A 20565-nucleotide genomic window follows, 5' to 3' on the forward strand; every position below is an offset into this window, starting at 1 on the left:
CACCGTGTCCGTTTGATGTGTTCATCTTGCTCAATCCAAAGTTTTTTTCAGGGGGTCAGTCTCCAAGGTCGTCACACCTTGCAAACGCAAGGCGTAGCCGTCTTTGTGCCGTAAATCTGCGCTGATCAAAGACACAGGGCTTCGCCCATAACTGGCGGTCACCTGTGCCAATGTGGCGATGAAGACATCGACCCTTTGCTGCAGCTGCTCTTTGCTTCCGCGTCCCAACTCGATCACTGCGGCTTGCTTGGTTTCGAGACGCCAACTGCCGCGCGGTGTCCATTCGAGCAACTCAATGTCCATCTCCAGGGCTTGAAATCGTGGCAACAAAGTCGCGTACATGTTGGCCACGGTCAAGGACTCGCCCTCGGGCCCCATCAAGCGAGGCAAGCGCTCGGCATCTGCGTCTTCCAAATTCGCCTCAAACACCTGGCCTTGCAGGTTGACCATGGTGTTGGCCCCAGCTTCGCCCCACACGGCCAAGGGGTGGTGTTCTGACAAAACCGTGCGCAAACGGTTGGGAAATTCACGGTGCACCACAGCCGCCCTGACCCAGGGCACCGCCTCAAAGGCTTGGCGTGTTTGGGTCAAGTCGAGAGTGAAAAAGTTGCCTTCTAATTTCGGCACCACTTGCGTGCGAAAAACAAAGGCATTGTTGCGCGCAACCTCGCCTTGGACGGTGATGGCTTGCAGCGAGAACGCGGGGTGGCGCAACAACCACCACGCCAAGCCCACCAGGCCGAGCAACACGAACACCAGCAGCAAAGCTGCAGCGGCCATGTTCATCAAGCGAAGGTCGGCTGGCAAAGGCATGCTTTGGGGGTGGGTCATGCTTGGACCTCAGGGTAGTCAAGGCCCGCACCAGCCAGCAAATGGCAGCACAAGGCCTGGTACGTCAGGCCCTCGGCCGCTGCCGACATGGGCACCAGCGAGTGCCCCGTCATGCCAGGTGAGGTGTTGATTTCAAGCAAATAAGGCTGACGTGTGCGGCCATCGATCATCACATCGATGCGGCCCCAACCCCGGCAACCGAGCACTTGGTAGGCCTTGCGCACCAGGCTCTGGATGGCAGCCTCTTCGCCTTTGGGCAAAGCGCAGGGCACCAGGTACTGGGTCACGTCGGTGAAGTATTTGTTTTGGTAGTCGTAATGGCCATCGGGGGCCACGATGCGGATCACCGGCAGTGCGCGGGCCGCGTCGCCTGCGCCCAAGACAGGGCAGGTCACCTCGTCACCCACGATGCATTGCTCGCACAAGATGTCGTGGTCGCAAGCGGCAGCTGCCCGCAAAGCGGCGTGCACATCCTCGACCCGCTGCACTTTGTTCACACCGATCGAAGAGCCTTCGCGCGCGGGCTTCACGATCAGAGGCAAGCCCAGGCTTGCAACCAATTCGTCGGCCGACAAATGCTCAATCTGGTCTGGGTGCACCAGCACATGGCGCGGCACCGGCAAACCCTCGGCCTGCCAAACGCGCTTGGTCATGACCTTGTCCATGGCGATGCTCGAAGCCATGACGCCTGAGCCTGTGTAAGGAATGCCCATCAATTCCAGCGCGCCTTGTACCGTGCCGTCTTCGCCAAAGCGACCATGCAGCGCAATAAAGCAGCACTTGAAGCCTGCCGTTTTCAGCTCGCTCAGATCGCGCTGGGCAGGGTCAAAAGCATGCGCGTCCACGCCGCTTGCCTGCAAAGCCTTGAGCACGCCTTGGCCTGACATGAGGGAGATCTCGCGCTCGGCAGAACGCCCCCCCATGAGCACGGCCACTTTGCCGATGTGCTCAAGCACCGTGGTCGGGGTCATGCGTTCACCTCTTTGACTTGCCCTGCCAAAGCCACCACCTGCGCCGGTGTGGCACCGATCGAGCCTGCCCCCATGCAAATGAGCACATCACCGTCTTGGGCGTTGCCCATGACGGCCTGCGGCATGTCCACCATTTGGTCGACAAAAATCGGCTCCAACTTGCCCGCCACGCGCAGTGCCCGCGCCAGCGAGCGGCCATCGGCTGCCACGATGGGGGCTTCGCCAGCGGCGTACACCTCGGCCAGCAAGACGCTGTCGCAGCCTTGTCCGATGACCTTGACGAAGTCTTCGAAACAATCGCGGGTGCGGCTGTAGCGGTGCGGCTGAAAGGCCAGCACCAAGCGCCGACCTGGAAAGGCCCCCCGGGCCGCAGCCAAGGTGGCGGCCATCTCCACCGGGTGGTGGCCATAGTCGTCAATCACCGTGAAGCGGCCATGGCCATCGGCAGTGGCCACATCGCCATAGCGCTGAAAGCGCCGCCCCACGCCTTTGAAGCCCGCCAGCGCGCGCTGCACAGCGGCATCGTCGACACCCAACTCAACCGCCACCGAAATCGCGGCCAAGGCATTGAGCACGTTGTGCTCGCCGGGCAGGTTGAGCACGATGGGCAAGTCGGGCAGGGTCACACCATTGCGCCTTTGCACCGTGAAATGCATCTGACCGTTGTGCGCTTGCACAGCCACTGCCCGCAGCTGCGCCCCTGGGTTCAAACCATAGGTGGTCACCGGGCGGGCGATGTCGTCAAGGATGGACTGGACCCCCGGGTCATCACTGCAAACAATCGCCGTGCCATAAAAGGGCATGCGGTGTAAAAACTCCACAAAGGCGGCTTTCAGCTTGGCCAGATCGTGGCCATAGGTCTCCATGTGGTCGGCATCGATGTTGGTGACCACCGCCATGACGGGCAAGAGGTTCAAAAAGGAGGCATCTGACTCGTCAGCCTCGACCACGATGTAATCGCCTGTGCCCAGCTTGGCGTTGGCACCGGCGCTGTTCAAACGGCCACCAATCACAAAAGTGGGGTCCAGCCCCGCCTCGGCCAACACGCTGGCCACCAAACTGGTGGTGGTCGTTTTGCCGTGTGTGCCCGCAATCGCCACACCTTGTTTCATGCGCATGAGTTCGGCCAGCATGACGGCTCGCGGCACGATTGGGATGTGGCGCGCACGCGCCGCCAGCACCTCGGGGTTGTCGGCTTTCACGGCGGTCGATGTGACCACCGCGTCGGCGTCTTTCACGTGCGCAGCGCTGTGCCCCACATGCGTGGTGATGCCCAAACCGGCCAAGCGCCTGAGCGTGGCGCTGTCCGACAGGTCTGAGCCTGAAATTTGGTAGCCCAAATTGCACAAGACCTCCGCGATGCCGCTCATGCCAGAGCCGCCCACACCGATGAAGTGAATTTTTCGGATGGCGTGTTTCATGCTGCCAACTCCTCACAAGCCATCACCATCTCCCGGGTCGCATTGGTTTTTTTCTGAGCGTGGGCTTTTTGCGCCACTTCCAGCAAGCTGTCGCGGTCCAAAGCCATCAGGCGCTCGGCCAGGCTTTGCGGCGAAAACTCGGCCTGAGGCACCAGCCAAGCGCCACCAGCGGCCACCAAAAATTGGGCATTGCTGGTTTGGTGGTCGTCCACCGCAAACGGAAACGGCACCAGCACTGCGGCCACGCCCACTGCCGACAACTCGGTCACCGTGCTGGCCCCGGCGCGGCAGATCACCACATCGGCTTGCGCAAATGCGCTGGCGGTGTCTTCGATGAACGGCGTCATCTCGGCCTGCACGCCTGCGGCCGCGTAGTTGGCGCGCACGGCATCGATCTGCTTGGCCCCACTTTGGTGGATCACGCTCGGGCGCAAGGCCTCGGGCATCAAAGCCAAGGCTTGCGGCACGATATCGTTCAGCGCTTTGGCCCCCAAACTGCCGCCCACCACCAGCACGTGCAGCGGGCCCGATCGTCCCGCAAAGCGTTCTGCGGGCGCAGCCTTCTCGGTGAAGGCCCGGCGCAGCGGATTGCCCACCCAGTGGCCGGTTTTGAAGACCCCCGGGAAAGCGGTGAACACGCGGTCGGCCAACCCCGCCAATACCCGGTTGCTCAAACCAGCCACCGAATTTTGTTCGTGCAAAACCAATGGCTTGCCCCACAGGCTGGCCATCATGCCGCCGGGGAAGGTGATGTAGCCACCCATGCCCAACACCACATCAGGCCGCACGCGGCGCAGCACCTGCAGGCTTTGCCAAAATGCGCGCAACAAGCGCAGCGGCAACAGCACCAAGGTCTGCAGGCCTTTGCCCCGCACCCCACCAAACGACACCGACTCAAAAGCCAAACCGCGCGCAGGCACCAAGTCGGCCTCCATGCTGCCTGGCGCACCCAACCAATGCACTTGCCAGCCCGCTTCGCGCAGCGCCTCGGCCACAGCCAAACCCGGAAAAATATGCCCGCCTGTGCCACCCGCCATGATCAACGCCGTCTTTGCTTTGTGGCTCATGGCCTGCCTCCACGCATCATTCGTTTGTTTTCTGCGTCAATGCGCAGCACGATGGCGATGGCAATCAGGTTCATCATGATGGCCGAGCCGCCATAGCTCATCAGTGGCAAAGTCAGCCCCTTGGTGGGCAAAGCCCCCAGGTTGACGCCCATGTTGATGAAGGACTGAAAACCAATCCAGATGCCCACACCTTGCGCGACCAAGCCCGAAAACACTTTTTCCAAAGCGATGGCCTGACGACCAATCACCATGATGCGGCGACTGAGCCACAGGAACAAACAGATCACCAAGCTCACGCCCACCAAGCCAAATTCTTCGCCGATCACGGCCAACAAAAAGTCGGTGTGGGCCTCCGGTAACCAGTGCAGTTTTTCAACGCTGCCGCCCAAGCCTACGCCCCACACCTCGCCTCGGCCGATCGCAATCAGCGAGTGTGTCAACTGGTAGCCTTTACCCAAGGCATGTTCTGCACTGAAGGGGTCGAGGTAAGCAAAAATGCGCTCCCTGCGCCAAGGTGACTCGGCGATCATGAGCACAAAGGCCAAGATCAAAACCCCCAAAATCATGAAGAGCATGCGGGCGTTGACACCGCCCAAAAACAAGATGCCCAAGGCGATCGTGGCGATCACGATGAAGGCCCCCATGTCCGGCTCGGCCAGCAACAACACACCGGCCAAACCCACTGCAACGCCCATGGGCAAGACAGCCCTGAAGAATTTTTCCTTCACATCCATCTTGCGCACCATGTAATCGGCGGCGTAAATGATGGTGGCCAACTTGGCCAATTCGGATGGCTGAAACGTCACCACGCCCAAAGAAATCCATCGGCGTGCACCATTCACGCCCTTGCCAATGAATGGGAGCAACACCACCACCAGAAAAATCAAGGCCAACACAAACAGCGGACGCGCCAGTTTTTCCCAGGTGTCCATGCGCACCTGAAATGCCAACAAGGCCACGACCAAGCCAATCGCCATGGAGATGACGTGGCGCAGCAAAAAGTGGGTCTGGGAATAACGGGCAAACCGGGGGTTGTCGGGCATGGCGATGGAGGCCGAATAGACCATGACCATGCCCCACAACAACAAGGCCGCGACCACCCACACCAGGGCTTGGTCCACGCCTTGGATGCGGGCTGCTTGGCCGCGCGCCTGTGCGCTCAGACCATAGTCACCCAAATTGACAGGCAAACGCTGGCCCGTCGCTGATGCCCGGTCTGTGTGAACGCCCAGCAGCAAGCCGCTGCAACGGGCCCAGCCCAATTGAAGGCGTTGCTGGAAATTCAGGCTGTTGCTCACAAGCCCCCCGTCATGGACACGCCAGCGGCCTGTGCCAACTCGGCCACGGCTTGACAAAACACCTCGGCACGGTGACCGTAATGCTCAAACATGTCAAAACTTGCGCAGGCAGGCGACAGCAAGACCGCATCGCCACTTTGGGCCACTGCTGCTGCTTGCTGCACGGCTGCGTGCATGTCGGCAACGTGCACCAAGGGCACACCCGTGTCGTGCAGCGCTTGGCCAATGCGCGAGGCATCGCGGCCCAGCAAGACTGCGCAGCGCGCATAGCGCGAGACCGGATCGGCCAGAGGCGCGAAATCTTGCCCTTTGCCGTCCCCTCCCAAAATCACCACCACGCGCCTTTCAGCGCCCAAACCCTGCAGCGCGGCCACCGTGGCGCCCACGTTGGTGCCCTTGCTGTCGTCAAAAAATTCCACCCCGTTGATCACAGCCACGGCCTGCATGCGGTGCGCTTCGCCTCGGTACTCGCGCAGGCCATACAACATGGGCCCCAGCGCACAACCTGCGCTGTGGGCCAATGCCAAGGCGGCCAGGGCATTGGCCGCGTTGTGCCGACCCCGAATGCGCAAGGCATCAGCCGGCATCAACCGTTGAATGTGCAAGTCTTCGACCGCCTCGTGGCGTCGGCGTCGGGTTTCATCGGCCTCTAAGGCCCGCACCAACCAGGTCATGCCGTGCGTCACTTCGATGCCAAAGTCACCCGGTCGCTGGGGCATGTCAGCGCCAAACAGCGTGCAGGCACGTTGCACAGGTTTTTGCAGTTTCACGCGCACAGGTGCAGGCCGCATGGCCATGACCTGTGGGTCGTCGCGGTTGAGCACCATCAGCGCTTGTGTGCCAAAAATTCGGGCTTTCGCTGCGGCATAGGCGGCCATGCTGCCGTGCCAGTCCAAGTGGTCTTGCGAGAGGTTGAGCAGCGCTGCCGCTGTGGGCTCAAAGCCCGCACAGCTGTCCAGCTGAAAACTCGACAACTCCAACACCCACACTTGCGGCAAGGCCTGCGCCATGGGGTGCATGGGCAGCGGCACGTCAGGCTGCCGCGCTGCTGGCGCTGGGGCGTCCTCGTGCAAGCTCAGGGGCAGCGCTTCGCAAGCGTCCATTTGCTCGCTGGTTTGTGTCGTGTGGTGGGCCACTTGGCGCGGCGCAATGGCGTCAGCGCTTGAGGGCTGATCCAATGCCTGATCGGCTGCAGCTTGTTCAGCCTGCCTTTTGAGCTGGGCCTCGGCCTCGAGCAGGGCCTGTGTCAAGGTGTCGAGCAAAGTGGGGCCAATGTTGCCAGCCACCTGCACAGTTTTGCCCGCACGCGCGACCAACTGCCCTGTGAGCGCCGTTACCGTGGTCTTGCCGTTGGTGCCGGTGATCGCCAAGACCTGCGGCGCGTAGCCAAACCGGGTTTTCAAATCGTGCAGGCCTGCGGCAAACAAACTCAGCTCGCCGCCTTGCCACAGGCCCATGGCAGAGGCCGCATCGACCACTGGGGCCACCACTGGCGGGGCCAGGCCCGGGCTGCGGAACACCGCACGCACCGATGTGCCCTCGACCAAACTGGCGACAAAAGCACCCGGCACAAATCGCACCGATGGGCACTCTTGCTGCAAGCTGGCCCATTGGGGAGGCATGTCTCGGGTGTCGGCCACGCTCACGATGGCCCCGGCACGCAGGCACCAACGGGCCATCGCAAGGCCCGATGCACCCAGGCCGAGAATCAGAACATGTTGACCCTGCAGCTGCATGGCTTACCTCAGCTTCAAGGTCGACAGGCCGACCAAGCACAGCAGCATGGTGATGATCCAGAAACGCACAACCACTTGCGTTTCCTTCCAGCCGCTCTTTTCAAAATGGTGGTGCAAAGGCGCCATTTTCAAAATGCGACGGCCTTCGCCGTATTTTCTTTTGGTGTATTTGAAATAGCCCACTTGGGCCATGACCGACAAGGCCTCGACGACAAAAATGCCGCCCATGATGGCAAGCACGATTTCTTGGCGCACGATGACCGCGATGGTGCCCAAGGCAGCGCCCAGCGCCAGCGCGCCCACATCCCCCATGAAGACTTGCGCCGGGTGTGTGTTGAACCACAAGAATGCCAAGCCTGCGCCCGCCATGGCGGCACAAAAAATCAACAACTCACCCGAGCCCGGGATGTGCGGAAAAATCAAGTACTTGGAAAATACCGAACTGCCCGTGACGTAGGCAAACACACCCAAGGCGGAACCGACCATGACCACTGGCATGATGGCCAAACCGTCCAAGCCGTCGGTCAGGTTGACGGCGTTGCTCGACCCGACGATGACCAAGTAGGTCAGCACGACAAAGCCGAGTACCCCCAAGGGATAGGTGATCTCTTTGAAGAAAGGCACTTGCAAGCCGGCCTTGAGCGGCAGCTCCACATCAAAGCCAGACATGACCCACTGCACAAACAGGTCGAGCACCCGCTTGTTGGACACTTCGGAAATGCTGAACACCAAACACAGTGCCGCCAGCAAACCAAGCACCGATTGCCAAAAATACTTTTCACGTGAACGCATGCCCTCGGGGTCTTTGTGCACCACCTTGCGCCAGTCGTCCACCCAGCCAATGGCCCCAAAGCCCAGGGTGACCACCAACACGATCCAGACAAAGCGGTTAGACAAGTCAAACCAGAGCAAAGTGGACAGGGCGATCGACAACAAAATCAGCACGCCGCCCATGGTGGGCGTTCCGCTTTTGGCCAAATGCGAGGCCATGCCGTAGCCCCGGATGGGCTGCCCGATCTTCAAAGCAGTCAGGCGGCGGATAACCCATGGCCCTGCCGCCAAGCCAATCAACAGCGCGGTCATCGCCGCCATCACCGCACGGAAGGTGAGGTATTGGAAAACACGCAGAAAGCCCCACTCAGGTGACAAACTTTGCAACCATTGGGCCAGACTAAGCAGCATGTGAATCCTCTTTTTTATGGGCAGGTGTGCTGTTGTCCTTGTCGCCCCGTGACAGCAGGGCTTGGACCACGCGCTCCATCTGCATGGCGCGTGAACCTTTGACAAGCACACTTTGGAACGTGTCCACCTGCGCCATCACCGCTTGACACAACGCGTCCATGGTGTCGAATTGCTGGGCCGCACCAAAGGCCTGCGCGCTGTGCACAGACAGGTGACCCCAAGTGAACAGCGCCTGTATGCCGCGCTCGGCCGCGTAAGCCCCCACCTCGGCATGGAACTTGGGGCCTTGCTCACCCACCTCACCCATATCGCCCAGCACCAGCAACCGCGGTGCTGGCAACTCTGCCAACACGTCGATGGCGGCGCGCACCGAGTCGGGGTTGGCGTTGTAGGTGTCGTCCACCAAGGTGATTGGGTTGCTGGCTGCGGCTGCATCGGCGCTGCTGATGCTGGGCAGCAGCCGCGCACGCGAGCGGCCTTGCACCGGCTCAAAAGCCATCAATCCCTGGACCACAGCGGCCAGGGGAACTCCTGCGGCCAGCGCACAAGCGCTGGCGGCCAAGGCGTTTTTAACGTTGTGACGCCCGGCAATGTGCAGGCGCACTGGTGCGGTGCCTTCTGTGGCTTTGAGGGTGAACTGCCAAGCCCCCGACTGCCAGACCAGCACAGCAGCGCGCACATCGGTGGGCGAGCCACCTTGGGCATCGAGCGACAAGGAAAATGTGCGATGTGCACGGCCAGCGCTCAAAGTTTGCCAAATGGGGGTGTAGACATCGTCCGCCGGAAATACCGCCACACCGTGCGCTGGCAGGGCTTGCAGCACCGCACCGTTTTCGTGTGCAACCGCCTCGACCGTGCCCATGAATTCCTGGTGCTCACGCTGCGCGTTGTTGACCAGCGCCACGCTGGGTTTTGCCAACCCAGCCAAGTAGGCGATTTCCCCAGGGTGGTTCATGCCCAACTCGACCACGGCCAGGCGGTGGTGGGCGCGCAAATTGAACAAGGTCAGGGGCAGACCAATGTCGTTGTTGAAATTGCCCTGTGTAGACAAGGCAGCCTTGCCCACATGCGCGCGCAAAATGGACGCGATCATTTGCGTCACAGTCGTTTTGCCGTTGCTGCCCGTCACCGCAATCAAGGGCAAACTGAACTGCGCGCGCCAGCTCGCCGCCAGCTCGCCCAATGCGATGCGCGCATCGGGCACCACCAAAGCAGGCAATGCGTGCGCTGCGGCTGCGGCTTCACCTGCGGCCTCGCAGACCACGGCCACTGCACCTTGTGCTTTGGCCTGAGCGATGAAGGCGTTGCCGTCAAACCGCTCGCCGCGCAGCGCCACAAACAAGTCACCCGCTTGCACGCTGCGGCTGTCGGTGTGCACCCGCTTGGCCACCAAGCCGTGCACATGCACGCCGCGTGCGTGGCCCAAACCCTTCAAGGCCCATGACAAATTCAAATTCATGCCCGAGTCGGTGCTCATGCCAGCTCCCCTGGGTGCAGCGCAGCGCGTTGCTGCAAAGCGCTGTGGGCGTGCAGCACGTCTGAGAAGGGGTGGTGCACACCCATGATTTCTTGCGTCGTCTCATGGCCTTTGCCTGCCAGCAGCACCACGTCTTGCGCTGCTGCTTGCTGCACGGTCTCGGCGATGGCCTGGGCGCGGCCCAATAAAACGCGGACCGATTGCGGGCGCAGCAGGCCCAAGCACATGGCCGCCACAATCGCATCGGGCGATTCGGTGCGCGGGTTGTCGCTGGTCAACACAAGCTGGTCTGCCGCCGCTTCGGCAGCGGCAGCCATCAAGGGGCGCTTGCTGGCATCGCGGTCACCGCCGCAACCCAGCATGCACCACAAGCGCCCGCCGCGCTGAACCGCCAAGGCACGCAGCGCCGCCAAGGCCTGCGCTACAGCATCTGGCGTGTGCGCATAGTCGACCACGACCAAAGGCAAATGTTGTGCCACCGAGGCGTCTGGCCCACTGTCTCCGTCTGCGCCTACGCGCTGCATGCGCCCGGGCACAGCCGTCAAGTGCTCGCAGGCTTGCACGGCTTGGGCCAAATCAAATCCCAAAGCCCGCAAACTGCCCAACACAGCCAACAGGTTGTCGATGTTGTAGTCGCCTATCAGCTGGGTGCGCAGGGTTTGCATTTGGCCACCTTCGAGCACCTCGATGGCCAAGCCGTGCTTGCTGGGCAAGGCACGCGCTTGCAAACGGGCGCAACCGCGCCGCGAGCAGGTCCAAATATCGAGCGTGCCGCCTTGCAGCTGCCCGGCCAGACTTGCGCCTTGCGCATCGTCGATGTTGATCACCGCTGCTTGCAAACCTGGCCAACTGAACAAGCTGGCTTTGGCCAACCAATAGCGGGCCATGTCACCGTGGTAGTCCAAATGATCTTGGGTGAAGTTGGTGAACACCGCCACACGGATGCGTGTACCCGCCAAACGCTGCTCAGCCAGCCCGATGGACGAAGCCTCTAGGGCGCAGTACGCCACGCCTGCGTCCCGCAAAGCCCGAAACTGCCGCTGCAGCAACACCGGGTCGGGGGTGGTCATGCCCGTGCTCTCGAGGTCTGGCCACTGGCCCACGCCCAAAGTGCCCACCAAACCGCACTTTTGCTGCAGCACAGGCGATGACAAGGCTTGCGCCAACCACCAAGCCGTGGAGGTTTTGCCGTTGGTGCCCGTCACGGCCAAGACCTTGAGGGCTTGGCTGGGCTGCGCGCAGTAGGCGTCCATCACCCAGCCCGTTTGGGCTTTCAGATCGCGCATGACGGCCAAGGCAGCGCGGTCCACATGCCCGTCCAAGGCGCTGACCCAAGGACCATGCCCAGCCTCTTCCATCAAACAAGCCGTTGCGCCTTGCGCCAAGGCTTGCGCCAAGTAACGGCGGCCATCGGTGGCCTGGCCCGGCCAAGCCATAAAACCATCGCCAGCGCGCACCAGCCGGCTGTCGGTGTGCACCGTGCCGGTCACGCGCGCACGCAACCAATCAGCGGCTTCTTGAGCGCTGTGCAAGCGCTGCATCAGAACGACTCCTCCACCGCTTGTGCCAAGATTTGGGGCTTGACCGCCATGTCGGGTTGCACGCCCATGACGCGCAAAGTTTGTTGCACCGTTTGGCTGAACACAGGTCCGGCCACGGCCCCACCGTAGTAAACGCCGTTGTTGGGTTCATCCACCATCACGGCCACCACGATCCGCGGCTGGTCAATGGGTGCGATGCCGACAAAGAAGCTGCGGTATTTGTCGCTGGCGTAGCCCTTGCCCTCTTGCTTGCGGGCCGTGCCTGACTTACCACCCACCGAGTAGCCCATGGTTTGTGCTTGTGGCCCGGTGCCGCCCGGCCCAGCGGCCAGTTGCAGCATGTGGCGAATGGCGCGGGCGCTGTCGGGGCTGATCACCCGGGTGCCTTGCACCTGTTGCACAGATTTGAGCAAGGTGGCCGGGACGATTTCGCCGTCCCGCGCAAACACCGTGTAGGCGCGCGCCACCTGAAACAAACTGCCCGATACGCCATAGCCGTAACTCATGGTCGCTTGCTCAACCGGACGCCATGATTTATAAGGTCGCAAACGACCACTGACCACACCGGGAAAAGGCAGGTCGGGCTTGTGCCCAAAGCCCAGTTCCGAAAACAACTCCCACATGTCGCGGGGCTGCATTTGCATGGCCATTTTCACGGTCCCCACGTTGCTGGACTTTTGAATCACCTGGTTGACCGTGAGCAGCCCATGCATCTTCACATCGCGGATGGTGGAGCCGCTGATGGTGATGCGACCGGGCGCGGTTTGAATCGAGGTCTCCGGTTTGACCAAGCCTTGCTCCAGGGCCAGTGCCACCGTGAACGGCTTCATGATCGAGCCCGGCTCGAAGCTGTCGGTCAGCGCTCGGTTGCGCAACTGCTCACCACTCAGGTTGACCCGTTTGTCTGGCACATAACTGGGGTAATTGGCCAGCGCCAAGATCTCGCCCGTTTGGACGTCAAGCACCACCACGCTGCCCGCTTTGGCTTTGTTGGCCTTGACCGCATCGCGCAAAGTTTGGTAGGCATAAAACTGCACTTTGCTGTCAATGCTCAGCTGCACATCTTGGCCATCCACGGGGTGCAAGGTCTCGCCCACCGCCTCGACCACGCGGCCCAACCGGTCTTTGATGACGCGGCGTGAACCCGCTTGGCCCGACAGCTGCTTTTGGAACACGAGCTCGACACCCTCTTGGCCTTTGTCTTCCACATTGGTAAAGCCCACAAGGTGCGCAACCGCCTCGCCCTCGGGGTAAATGCGCTTGTATTCCTTGATGTCATAAACGCCTTTGATGCCCAAGGCCAAGACTTCTTTGACCACCGGTTCGTCAAGTTGCCTGCGCAACCAAACAAAGGTCTTTTCTTCATTTTTGAGTCTTTGGCCCAACTCGGCTGGCGTCATTTTCAGCAAGCGGGCCAACTGCTGCAGCTTGACCGGATCGCGCTCCATGTCCTCCGGGTTGGCCCAAATGCTGGGCGCTGGCACGCTCGAGGCCAACAGCACGCCATGGCGGTCCACCACACGGCCACGGTTGGCAGGCAACGCCAAAGTTCGGGCAAACCGAACCTCGCCTTGTTGAATGAAAAAATCGTTGTGGATGACCTGCACATGTGCAGCCCGACCCATCAAAGTCAAAAAGCCCAAAGCCATCGCCGCCACAATCAGTTTGCTGCGCCATACCGGTGTTTTGCTGGCCAGCAAAGGGCTGGCGCTCAATTGAACGCTGCGACCGCGACTCATGGGGCATCTTTCGGAACTGGGGCTGCGGGGGCTGTTGGATGGGCACCCACAGACTCAGGGCGCTTGACATACTGGGTGATGGCGGGCGAGGCGGTGTGCATTTGCAACTGCTGCCTGGCGATTTTTTCCACCCGCAGCGGCGATGACTGTGAGCGCCGCTCCACTTCCAATCGGTCTTGTTGCACGGCCAAGCGCTGCGTTTCTTTGCGTGCGCTTTCCAATGCCATGAACAGACGCCGTGACTCGTAATGGCTGTGCACCAACCACAGGGCGCTGAGCACCGTGGCCATGAGCAAGAACAAACTGAGGCGGCTGATCATGCGGGCACCTCGGTGCGTTCGGCCATGCGCATGATGGCACTGCGCGAACGGGGGTTGGCGCGCACCTCTGCTTCACTCGGACGTCTGCGGCCATGGGTTTTCAGGCGCATCTTGACCGGCTCGGCAAAGGGCACCCGGCGGTCGACCACCTCTTTGGAGTGCTTGGCCATGAACTGCTTGACGATGCGGTCTTCCAAGGAGTGGAAGCTGATGACCACCAAACGAGCCCCCGGCCTCAAGACCCGCAAGCTGGCCTCTAGCGCTTGTTCGAGTTCTTCAAGCTCGGCGTTGATGAAAATCCGAAAAGCCTGAAATGTCCGCGTTGCAGGGTTCTGGCCCGGCTCGCGGGTTTTGACCGTGTCAGCCACGAGCTGGGCCAAATCGGTGGTGCTTGAAATTGGACCCCGTTCTTGTCGGCGAGCCACAAGCGCCTTTGCAATCTGAACAGCAAACCGTTCTTCGCCATAGTCACGTATCACCTCCGTGATTTGATCCACCTCTGCAGTGGCCAGCCAATCGGCCACACTGTGTCCGCGCGTGGTGTCCATGCGCATGTCGAGCGGGCCTTCAAAACGAAAAGAAAAACCCCTCACGGGGTTGTCGATTTGGGGGGAGCTGATGCCCAGATCCAACAGCACGCCATCCACGCTGCCAGGCGGCAGCTCACCCAAGCTCGAAAAGCCCTCATGGCGGATGCAAAACCGGGTGTCCGTCACGCGCTGCGCCTCGGCTATGGCTTCCAGGTCTTTGTCAAACGCCAACAAACGCCCTTGCGCCGACAGGCGCGACAAAATCAAGCGCGAATGGCCGCCACGGCCAAAAGTGGCGTCCACATAGGCCCCATCGGCCCCAGCCGAGGCTTGCAGCAATTCGTCCACGGCCTCGGTCAACAGCACGGTGCTGTGCGTCAAGGCGGCTGGGCTGATGGCGTGCTCGGTCATGGCATTCAAAAAGTGAAGTCTTTGAACACATCGGGCATGTCGCCCTGCATGGCCTGCGCTTCTTGGGCGTCGTAGGTGGTTTTGTCCCACAGCTCAAAGTGGTGGCCCATGCCCAGCAGCATGGTGTCTTTGGCGATGCCCGCGGCTTGGCGCAACTCGGGCGAGATCAGGACACGCCCGGTGCCGTCCATCTCCACATCCATGGCATTGCCCAAAAAGATGCGCTTCCACCACTGGGCAGACATGGGCAGTTCGGCAATGCGCTCGCGGAATTTCTCCCACTCGGGGCGGGGAAACACCATCAAACAGCCATGCGGGTGCTTGGTGAGGGTCAGTTGCCCCTGCGCGGTGGCGCTCAGGACGTCACGGTGCCGGGTCGGCACAGACAGCCGCCCCTTGGCATCCAGACTCAGCGATGAAGCCCCTTGGAACACGACGAAGACCCTTTGGTGTCAATCAGCACATCAGCGGCACAAATTCCCACTTAATTGCACTTTTTTGCACTGTAACAGGAAACCCGGACCTATTTCAAGTTCGAAGTGTTTTTTTTCAATGAAATCAAAGGCTTAGCGCATAATTTAAAGGTTAAAGAATGGACATTTTCTTTCAAAATTAAACACTTACATCGGTCATTGAAAGTAAGCTCTTAAGGATTTAAACAGTAAAATTTAACAAATTCAGCAGGCGCCAAAAGCGGCCGATTTTTGACAATTTATGGGCCCAGTCGAAAAAAAACCCCTCGAGAGGGGTTTTGTCAGGGCTTGCTCAGGCTTGCTCAGGGCGGCGTCCTCAGTCGCCAAACATTTTTTGCTTGAGCTCCCGTCGCTGCTGGGCTTCCAGAGACAAAGTGGCCGTGGGGCGGGCCAGTAATCGGCCTACACCGATGGCTTCGCCGGTTTCATCGCAAAAACCGTAATCACCCGCGTCGATGCGCTGAATGGATTGTTCGATTTTTTTCAGCAACTTGCGCTCACGGTCACGGGTGCGAAGCTCCAGCGCATGCTCTTCTTCAATCGTCGCCCTGTCGGCAGGATCGGGCACGACCACGGTGTCTTCGCGCAAGTGTTCAGTGGTCAAACCTGCACTGGCCAAAATTTCTTGCTTCAGGAGCGAGAGCTTGAGGCGGAAAAAAGCCAGCTGCGTGTCGTTCATGTAGGCATCGTCGGACATGGCGAGTATCTCTGCGTCCGACAACTCAGCGACCTTTTTGCTCTTCCAGTTGTTGGCCAACTTGGGGTCTTTTTTGAGCGGTGCAAAAACAAACGGTGCGGCTGCAGGCGCGGTATGCGGCATGAAACTCGACTTGGCAGCCGTCGAGGCCACTGCCGGCGGCAAAGAGGGGACGGTGATCTGGGCCAGACGAGCCGATGGCCGTGAGGCGCGCACCAGTTGCTCGGGCACAGGGCTGGTGCTGATGGGGCTTGGTTCAACAGGGGTTTTGACTGATTCCACTTGGGTCACGCTCATAGATTTCTCTGGGGATGCCTGGTCTGTCTTGGGGACAGGCGCTGCCTTGAAAGGTTGAGGAGCAGCTGTACGGGAAGAATGGGTGGCGGCACTGGGTTTGGGCGCGGCCACGGCTTGGGTTTTGGTCGGTTTTTTGGCCACCGGCTTGGCCGCGGGCTTGGCCACTGGCTTGGCCGCGGGCTTGGCCTTTGCAGGTGCGGCCAGGGGGGGCGATTTGGCCGCAGAGGGTTTCACCGTGCCCAATTTGGCCTTGGTTTTGCCATCGGTTTTGGCTTTTTGCCCCGATGGTGCGGCGCTGGGCTTGGGGGCCTTTGACTTTGTCTTTGTCGATGCTGTGCTGGGCATTGTCTTGGTCGCGATCTTCACGTCTTGTCTCCTGGCCGTGTCAAGGGCAGATCCATGTTAGTGGCGGGTCGGGCAGATCCGAAGGCCGGTGCGCTGGAGCCACCCGCCCTCAAACTGAACATGTGATTCACAAACCCTTGTGGTAGACCTTGCGGGCTTATCGGGCCCTCACCAAAAGGCAGGGCCGTCGGCGCGCGATTGTAGCGACTTGAAAGCTCAAAATTTGCCGGGCGTGCATTTAAGACAGATCCACCGCCCAACATCACGCCTGCCCGGTCCTGGGGCCGAGGTGTCAGACCAAACACTGATCCAGGCCTTGCAACAAAATGTCTTTGGGCAAATCGATGCCGATGAAGACCATTTTGCTCATTTTGACCTCACCTTCGGCCCAAACTGCCCCTAAGTCGCTGCCCATGAGCTGGTGCACGCCCTGGAAAATCACCTTGCGCTCGGTGCCGCGCATGTTCAGCACGCCCTTGTAGCGCAGCATGCGCGGGCCATAAATGTTGACGATGGCCCCTAAAAAATCTTCCAACTTGGCCGGATCAAAGGCTTTGTCCGACCGAAAGACAAAGCTTTTCACATCGTCGTCATGGTGATGGTGGTGGCCTGGCCCTTGGGCCGCTTCGTGCTGGTGCGAGGGGTGGTCACAGTGCTCGCCGTGTTCATGCTCATGCGCGTGCGCAGCTTGGTGCGAGGGGTGGTCGCAGTGCTCGCCGTGTTCATGCTCATGGTCATGCGCCTCTTCTTTCAGGAAGTCCGGGTCGATGTCCAGCTTGGCGTTCAGGTTGAAGCCCTTGAGGTCAAACACCTCAGACAAAGCCACTTCGCCGAAATGCACCACTTTTTGCGGCGCGCGCGGGTTCATGTGCTTGAGGCGGTGTTGCAAGGCGTCCAGCTCTGTGGGCGAGACCAAGTCGGCTTTGCTGATGAAGATTTGGTCGGCAAAGCCCACCTGACGCCGCGCTTCTTGGCGGTCGTTGAGCTGCTGCGCGGCGTGCTTGGCGTCCACCAAGGTCAAGATGGCATCGAGCAAGAAGCTCTCGGCGATCTCATCGTCCATGAAAAAAGTCTGCGCCACCGGGCCGGGGTCGGCCAGGCCGGTGGTCTCGATCACGATGCGATCAAAGTCCAGCAGGCCTTTGCGGCGCTTGGCCGCGAGCATTTGCAGCGTCACGCGCAGGTCTTCGCGGATGGTGCAGCAGATGCAGCCGTTGCTCATCTGGATGATTTGTTCCTTGGTCTCTGAGACCAAGATGTCGTTGTCGATGTTTTCCTCGCCAAACTCGTTCTCGATCACCGCGATTTTTTGGCCATGGGCCTCGGTCAGCACGCGCTTGAGCAAGGTGGTTTTGCCCGAGCCCAAAAAGCCCGTGAGGATGGTGGTGGGGATCAGGGACATGGCGCGCTTTCGTTCCAAGACTAGACAAGACATCAACAGGTGGGGAGTGTAGCCACGAATTCAAGCCTGGCAGCTGCCCCCGGCATGACCTCCAAGCGCGCTGGACCGTACAGCGAAAGCTTCATTTGCGCTTGGCACGGGGGTGCGCGGCGTCGTAGGTTTTGGCCAGGTGCTGAAAATCCAGCCGTGTGTAGACCTGCGTGCTGCGGATGTTGGCGTGGCCCAGCAGTTCTTGCACAGCGCGCAGGTCGCCACTGGACTGCAGCACATGGCTGGCAAACGAGTGGCGCAGCATGTGCGGGTGCACCGGCGTGGCCAGGCCCGCCAGCAAGCTGCGGCGCTTGAGGCGTTGCGCCACAGCGCGGGGCTTCAAGCGCGTGCCGTGCCGCCCGGGAAACAAGGCCAAGGCCACGCTGGACGCGCCAGGCACCGCCTGGCTCAGCATGCCGGTCAATTGCGGGCGCACGGCCAGCCAATGCGTCAAGGCCTCGGTGGCGGCGCGCCCCAATGGCACGGTGCGGCGCTTGCTGCCTTTGCCCTGCACCTGCACCTCGGCGTTGGCCAGGTCGATCCAGCCGCGCCCAGCGCGTGCCGCCTCGGTGCTGGCCAGCACGTCCAAGCCGGTCAATTCGGCGATGCGCAGGCCACAGCCGTACAGCAACTCGACCATGGCGGCGTCGCGCGCCTCCAGCCAGGGGTCGTCGCCCTGCTCCTCGTGTTCGGCCAGTTGCACCGCCTCGTCCACGCCCAGCGCCTTGGGCAAGGGTTTGGCCACGCGCGGCGCGCGCACATCGGCCAGCGGGTTTTGCGCGATCAGACCTTCGCGGCCCAGCCAGGTGTAAAAACCGCGCCAGCCCGACAAGATGAGGGCGATGCCACGACCGCTGCGCCCCGCACTGTGCATTTGCGCCACCCAGCGGCGCACTTGGCCACTGTGCACCTGCAGCAAGGGCACTTGGGTGGCCGCCGCCATCTCGGCCAAACGCTTCAAGTCGAGTTGGTACAGCGTGCAGGTGCGCTCGGCCAGGCGCTTTTCAAAGCGCACATGGTCCAGGTAACGGGACACCAGCGGGTCGGTTTTGAGGGCTTCAATTGGTGCGCTGTCGAGCGGGGGTTTGACTTGCGCAGGTGAGGACTTGCGCTTGGGTGGCGCTTGCTGCAGCAGGTCCTCGGGCTTTGCTGGCCATGGCAAAGACCCGTCCTCGACGCGCAATGGCAGTGGCTCTGGCTTGTCCATGCAGACCCTGGCCTAGGCGTCACGCAGCACCGACAAGGCCGCACCCGCCAACTCGGCCAAGCGCTCCAGCAAGTCGGTGCCCATCTGGCTGTTGAAGCGCTGCGCGTCGGGCGAGGCCAGCACCAACAAACCAAAGGCCGGCTGGCCCGGGGCTGCACGCAAGGCCAGCATGGCCAAAGAAGCGGCTTGCTTTGGCTCGCCCAACCACTGCACGGCTTCAAAACCCGCGTTGGGGCCCACATAAGGGCGGTCCAAAGAAGTGGCCAGCACCTGCACCGCCTCGGTCACGCCTTGCGCATACGCCGCTTGGGCGTGTGCGCTGTGCAGCGTCCACAGGCGCAGCGCAACTTGTGGCACTTGGAACAACTCGCGGATGTTGTCCACCGCCGAGTCGGCCAGTTGCGCATGGGGCGTGACCAACAACTCGCAAGACCAGCGGTGCAACTTGTCGGTCAGCACCAAGTTTTCGTTGCCATGGCGAAACATGTCCATGATGCGGTGCTCCAAGGCCTTGATTTTGTCGCGCAGCATTTGCGCCTGGCGCTCTTGCAGGCCCACCGTGCGGTGGCTTTGCGGGTGCGTCAGTTGCACCGTGGCCAACAGCGAGGCGTGGCGTTCAAAAAAATCGGGCGTGTTCACCAAATAGTCGGCAATGTCGTCTTCGGTGATCGGGCTCATGGGGTCGGGCGTGCGCATGGTTTGTTTCCAAAAAATCAAAGGGTTTCGGGCAAGTGAATCTGACCGTCAAAAACGGTGGTGGCCGGGCCGGTCATCAGCACGGGGCTGTCGGCCTCACCGGCCCACTCGATGCTCAGCACGCCGCCATGGGTGTGTACATCGACCCGGCTGTCCAGCCATGCCTGGCGAATGCCCGCGACCACGGCCGCGCAGGCGCCGGTGCCGCAGGCCAAAGTCTCGCCAGCTCCGCGCTCAAACACGCGCAGCTTGATGTGCTTGCGCGAGACGATTTGCATGAAGCCCGCGTTCACCCGATTGGGAAATGCCGGATGGTGCTCGATCAAGGGGCCTTGCGCCCGCACCGGAAAACTCTCGACATCGTCCACGCGCTGCACCGCGTGCGGGTTGCCCATGGACAGCACCGCTACCCGGGCGCTGCCCTGCTCGCCCAGCGGCAGGTCAAACACTGGCCAGCCATTGACCTGGTCACTGACCAAACCGGTGGGCACAAAAGGCACACGCACCCAGTCAAACACCGGCGGACCCATGTCCACCGTGACCCGGCCATCGGGGCGCAAGCGCAGCTCAATTTCGCCTTGCTGCACCTTCACCCGCACCGTGGTTTTGTCGGTCAGGCCTTTGTCGTGCACATAGCGCACAAAGCAGCGCGCCCCATTGCCGCAGTGCTCGACCTCGCCGCCATCGGCGTTGTGGATCACGTATTCAAAATCCAGCCCGGCAGCGGGTGAAGGGCGCACCGACAGGATTTGATCGGCCCCCACGCCAAAGTGGCGGTCGGCCAAAAAACGGTACTGCGCAGTGCTCAGGCCCAGCAGACCCTGGGTCTCGTCGAGCACGACAAAGTCGTTGCCAGCCCCTTGCATTTTGGTGAAGCGAATGTCCATGAGCGCG

The 20565-nt window shown here is 61.1% G+C and carries 19 protein-coding genes; 1 reads left to right on the forward strand and 18 read right to left on the reverse strand.

The window, feature by feature from the left end:
* Window positions 1-30 precede the first annotated feature (30 nt).
* From ACIQ39_RS01245 to dksA, 14 genes are all read right to left on the reverse strand, one after another.
* On the reverse strand, window positions 31-831 hold the full coding sequence (locus ACIQ39_RS01245) for a cell division protein FtsQ/DivIB (RefSeq protein ID WP_396432787.1): 801 nt from the start codon (window positions 829-831) through the stop codon (window positions 31-33).
* Window positions 828-1802 carry a D-alanine--D-alanine ligase gene (locus ACIQ39_RS01250; protein WP_396432788.1) on the reverse strand — a complete coding sequence of 325 codons (975 nt, stop codon included), beginning with the start codon at window positions 1800-1802 and terminating at the stop codon, window positions 828-830. Before ACIQ39_RS01250 ends, ACIQ39_RS01245 begins: the two co-directional genes overlap by 4 nt.
* A complete protein-coding gene (gene murC, locus ACIQ39_RS01255; RefSeq protein WP_396432789.1) occupies window positions 1799-3223 on the reverse strand; it encodes a UDP-N-acetylmuramate--L-alanine ligase in 1425 nt (474 codons plus the stop codon). Before murC ends, ACIQ39_RS01250 begins: the two co-directional genes overlap by 4 nt.
* A complete protein-coding gene (gene murG, locus ACIQ39_RS01260; RefSeq protein WP_396432790.1) occupies window positions 3220-4290 on the reverse strand; it encodes an undecaprenyldiphospho-muramoylpentapeptide beta-N-acetylglucosaminyltransferase in 1071 nt (356 codons plus the stop codon). The genes murC and murG overlap by 4 nt, the downstream gene beginning before the upstream one ends.
* On the reverse strand, window positions 4287-5552 hold the full coding sequence (gene ftsW, locus ACIQ39_RS01265) for a putative lipid II flippase FtsW (protein ID WP_396432836.1): 1266 nt from the start codon (window positions 5550-5552) through the stop codon (window positions 4287-4289). The genes murG and ftsW overlap by 4 nt, the downstream gene beginning before the upstream one ends.
* Window positions 5553-5584: 32 nt before the next feature.
* Window positions 5585-7324 carry a UDP-N-acetylmuramoyl-L-alanine--D-glutamate ligase gene (murD, locus tag ACIQ39_RS01270; protein ID WP_396432791.1) on the reverse strand — a complete coding sequence of 580 codons (1740 nt, stop codon included), beginning with the start codon at window positions 7322-7324 and terminating at the stop codon, window positions 5585-5587.
* A 3-nt stretch (window positions 7325-7327) separates the two neighbouring features.
* Window positions 7328-8506 (reverse strand): phospho-N-acetylmuramoyl-pentapeptide-transferase, encoded by a 1179-nt coding sequence (mraY, locus tag ACIQ39_RS01275; RefSeq protein WP_396432792.1) that lies wholly within the window; start codon window positions 8504-8506, stop codon window positions 7328-7330.
* Window positions 8496-9983: a UDP-N-acetylmuramoyl-tripeptide--D-alanyl-D-alanine ligase gene (murF, locus tag ACIQ39_RS01280; protein WP_396432793.1), complete on the reverse strand. Its 1488-nt coding sequence runs from the start codon at window positions 9981-9983 to the stop codon at window positions 8496-8498. The genes mraY and murF overlap by 11 nt, the downstream gene beginning before the upstream one ends.
* Entirely contained in the window at window positions 9980-11524 is a 1545-nt protein-coding gene (locus ACIQ39_RS01285) for a UDP-N-acetylmuramoyl-L-alanyl-D-glutamate--2,6-diaminopimelate ligase (protein WP_396432794.1), read from the reverse strand. The genes murF and ACIQ39_RS01285 overlap by 4 nt, the downstream gene beginning before the upstream one ends.
* Window positions 11524-13263 (reverse strand): peptidoglycan D,D-transpeptidase FtsI family protein, encoded by a 1740-nt coding sequence (locus ACIQ39_RS01290; protein WP_396432795.1) that lies wholly within the window; start codon window positions 13261-13263, stop codon window positions 11524-11526. Before ACIQ39_RS01290 ends, ACIQ39_RS01285 begins: the two co-directional genes overlap by 1 nt.
* Window positions 13260-13583 carry a cell division protein FtsL gene (ftsL, locus tag ACIQ39_RS01295; protein WP_396432796.1) on the reverse strand — a complete coding sequence of 108 codons (324 nt, stop codon included), beginning with the start codon at window positions 13581-13583 and terminating at the stop codon, window positions 13260-13262. The genes ACIQ39_RS01290 and ftsL overlap by 4 nt, the downstream gene beginning before the upstream one ends.
* Entirely contained in the window at window positions 13580-14524 is a 945-nt protein-coding gene (rsmH, locus tag ACIQ39_RS01300; protein ID WP_396432797.1) for a 16S rRNA (cytosine(1402)-N(4))-methyltransferase RsmH, read from the reverse strand. Before rsmH ends, ftsL begins: the two co-directional genes overlap by 4 nt.
* 5 nt (window positions 14525-14529) lie before the next feature.
* Window positions 14530-14958, reverse strand: a complete 429-nt coding sequence (mraZ, locus tag ACIQ39_RS01305; protein WP_396432798.1) for a division/cell wall cluster transcriptional repressor MraZ — start codon at window positions 14956-14958, stop codon at window positions 14530-14532.
* Window positions 14959-15313: 355 nt separating this feature from the next.
* Entirely contained in the window at window positions 15314-15991 is a 678-nt protein-coding gene (gene dksA / locus ACIQ39_RS01310) for an RNA polymerase-binding protein DksA (RefSeq protein WP_396432799.1), read from the reverse strand.
* Window positions 15992-16073: 82 nt separating this feature from the next.
* Between dksA and ACIQ39_RS01315 the strand changes: the two genes are divergently transcribed.
* Complete coding sequence (locus ACIQ39_RS01315; protein WP_396432800.1) at window positions 16074-16397, forward strand: hypothetical protein; 324 nt, start codon at window positions 16074-16076, stop codon at window positions 16395-16397.
* A 231-nt stretch (window positions 16398-16628) separates the two neighbouring features.
* On the opposite strand, the gene ACIQ39_RS01320 is transcribed toward ACIQ39_RS01315, so the two are convergent.
* From ACIQ39_RS01320 to dapF, 4 genes are all read right to left on the reverse strand, one after another.
* Window positions 16629-17738 carry a CobW family GTP-binding protein gene (locus ACIQ39_RS01320; RefSeq protein WP_396432801.1) on the reverse strand — a complete coding sequence of 370 codons (1110 nt, stop codon included), beginning with the start codon at window positions 17736-17738 and terminating at the stop codon, window positions 16629-16631.
* A gap of 121 nt (window positions 17739-17859) precedes the next feature.
* Window positions 17860-18975 carry a tyrosine recombinase XerC gene (gene xerC, locus ACIQ39_RS01325; RefSeq protein WP_396432802.1) on the reverse strand — a complete coding sequence of 372 codons (1116 nt, stop codon included), beginning with the start codon at window positions 18973-18975 and terminating at the stop codon, window positions 17860-17862.
* Between the two features lie 12 nt (window positions 18976-18987).
* Window positions 18988-19671: a DUF484 family protein gene (locus tag ACIQ39_RS01330; protein ID WP_396432803.1), complete on the reverse strand. Its 684-nt coding sequence runs from the start codon at window positions 19669-19671 to the stop codon at window positions 18988-18990.
* A gap of 17 nt (window positions 19672-19688) precedes the next feature.
* The gene (dapF, locus tag ACIQ39_RS01335) at window positions 19689-20558 is read right to left on the reverse strand and encodes a diaminopimelate epimerase (protein ID WP_396432804.1); all 870 of its coding nucleotides are present in this window, start codon (window positions 20556-20558) and stop codon (window positions 19689-19691) included.
* Between the last annotated feature and the right edge of the window lie 7 nt (window positions 20559-20565).

It is taken from the genome of Limnohabitans sp. (assembly GCF_044361645.1).
Classification (GTDB): domain Bacteria; phylum Pseudomonadota; class Gammaproteobacteria; order Burkholderiales; family Burkholderiaceae_C; genus Limnohabitans_A.

Excerpts from the sequence above, each read along its gene's own strand:
- murD (WP_396432791.1), bottom strand. The coding sequence starts at position 7,324 with ATGCAGCTGCAGGGTCAACATGTTCTGATTCTCGGCCTGGGTGCATCG.
- ACIQ39_RS01285 (WP_396432794.1), bottom strand. The coding sequence starts at position 11,524 with ATGCAGCGCTTGCACAGCGCTCAAGAAGCCGCTGATTGGTTGCGTGCG.
- ACIQ39_RS01320 (WP_396432801.1), bottom strand. The coding sequence starts at position 17,738 with ATGTCCCTGATCCCCACCACCATCCTCACGGGCTTTTTGGGCTCGGGC.
- dksA (WP_396432799.1), bottom strand. The coding sequence starts at position 15,991 with ATGAGCGTGACCCAAGTGGAATCAGTCAAAACCCCTGTTGAACCAAGC.
- ACIQ39_RS01245 (WP_396432787.1), bottom strand. The coding sequence starts at position 831 with ATGACCCACCCCCAAAGCATGCCTTTGCCAGCCGACCTTCGCTTGATG.
- murG (WP_396432790.1), bottom strand. The coding sequence starts at position 4,290 with ATGAGCCACAAAGCAAAGACGGCGTTGATCATGGCGGGTGGCACAGGC.
- ACIQ39_RS01290 (WP_396432795.1), bottom strand. The coding sequence starts at position 13,263 with ATGAGTCGCGGTCGCAGCGTTCAATTGAGCGCCAGCCCTTTGCTGGCC.
- ftsL (WP_396432796.1), bottom strand. The coding sequence starts at position 13,583 with ATGATCAGCCGCCTCAGTTTGTTCTTGCTCATGGCCACGGTGCTCAGC.
- murC (WP_396432789.1), bottom strand. The coding sequence starts at position 3,223 with ATGAAACACGCCATCCGAAAAATTCACTTCATCGGTGTGGGCGGCTCT.
- ACIQ39_RS01330 (WP_396432803.1), bottom strand. The coding sequence starts at position 19,671 with ATGCGCACGCCCGACCCCATGAGCCCGATCACCGAAGACGACATTGCC.
- murF (WP_396432793.1), bottom strand. The coding sequence starts at position 9,983 with ATGAGCACCGACTCGGGCATGAATTTGAATTTGTCATGGGCCTTGAAG.
- dapF (WP_396432804.1), bottom strand. The coding sequence starts at position 20,558 with ATGGACATTCGCTTCACCAAAATGCAAGGGGCTGGCAACGACTTTGTC.
- xerC (WP_396432802.1), bottom strand. The coding sequence starts at position 18,975 with ATGGACAAGCCAGAGCCACTGCCATTGCGCGTCGAGGACGGGTCTTTG.
- rsmH (WP_396432797.1), bottom strand. The coding sequence starts at position 14,524 with ATGACCGAGCACGCCATCAGCCCAGCCGCCTTGACGCACAGCACCGTG.
- mraY (WP_396432792.1), bottom strand. The coding sequence starts at position 8,506 with ATGCTGCTTAGTCTGGCCCAATGGTTGCAAAGTTTGTCACCTGAGTGG.
- ACIQ39_RS01250 (WP_396432788.1), bottom strand. The coding sequence starts at position 1,802 with ATGACCCCGACCACGGTGCTTGAGCACATCGGCAAAGTGGCCGTGCTC.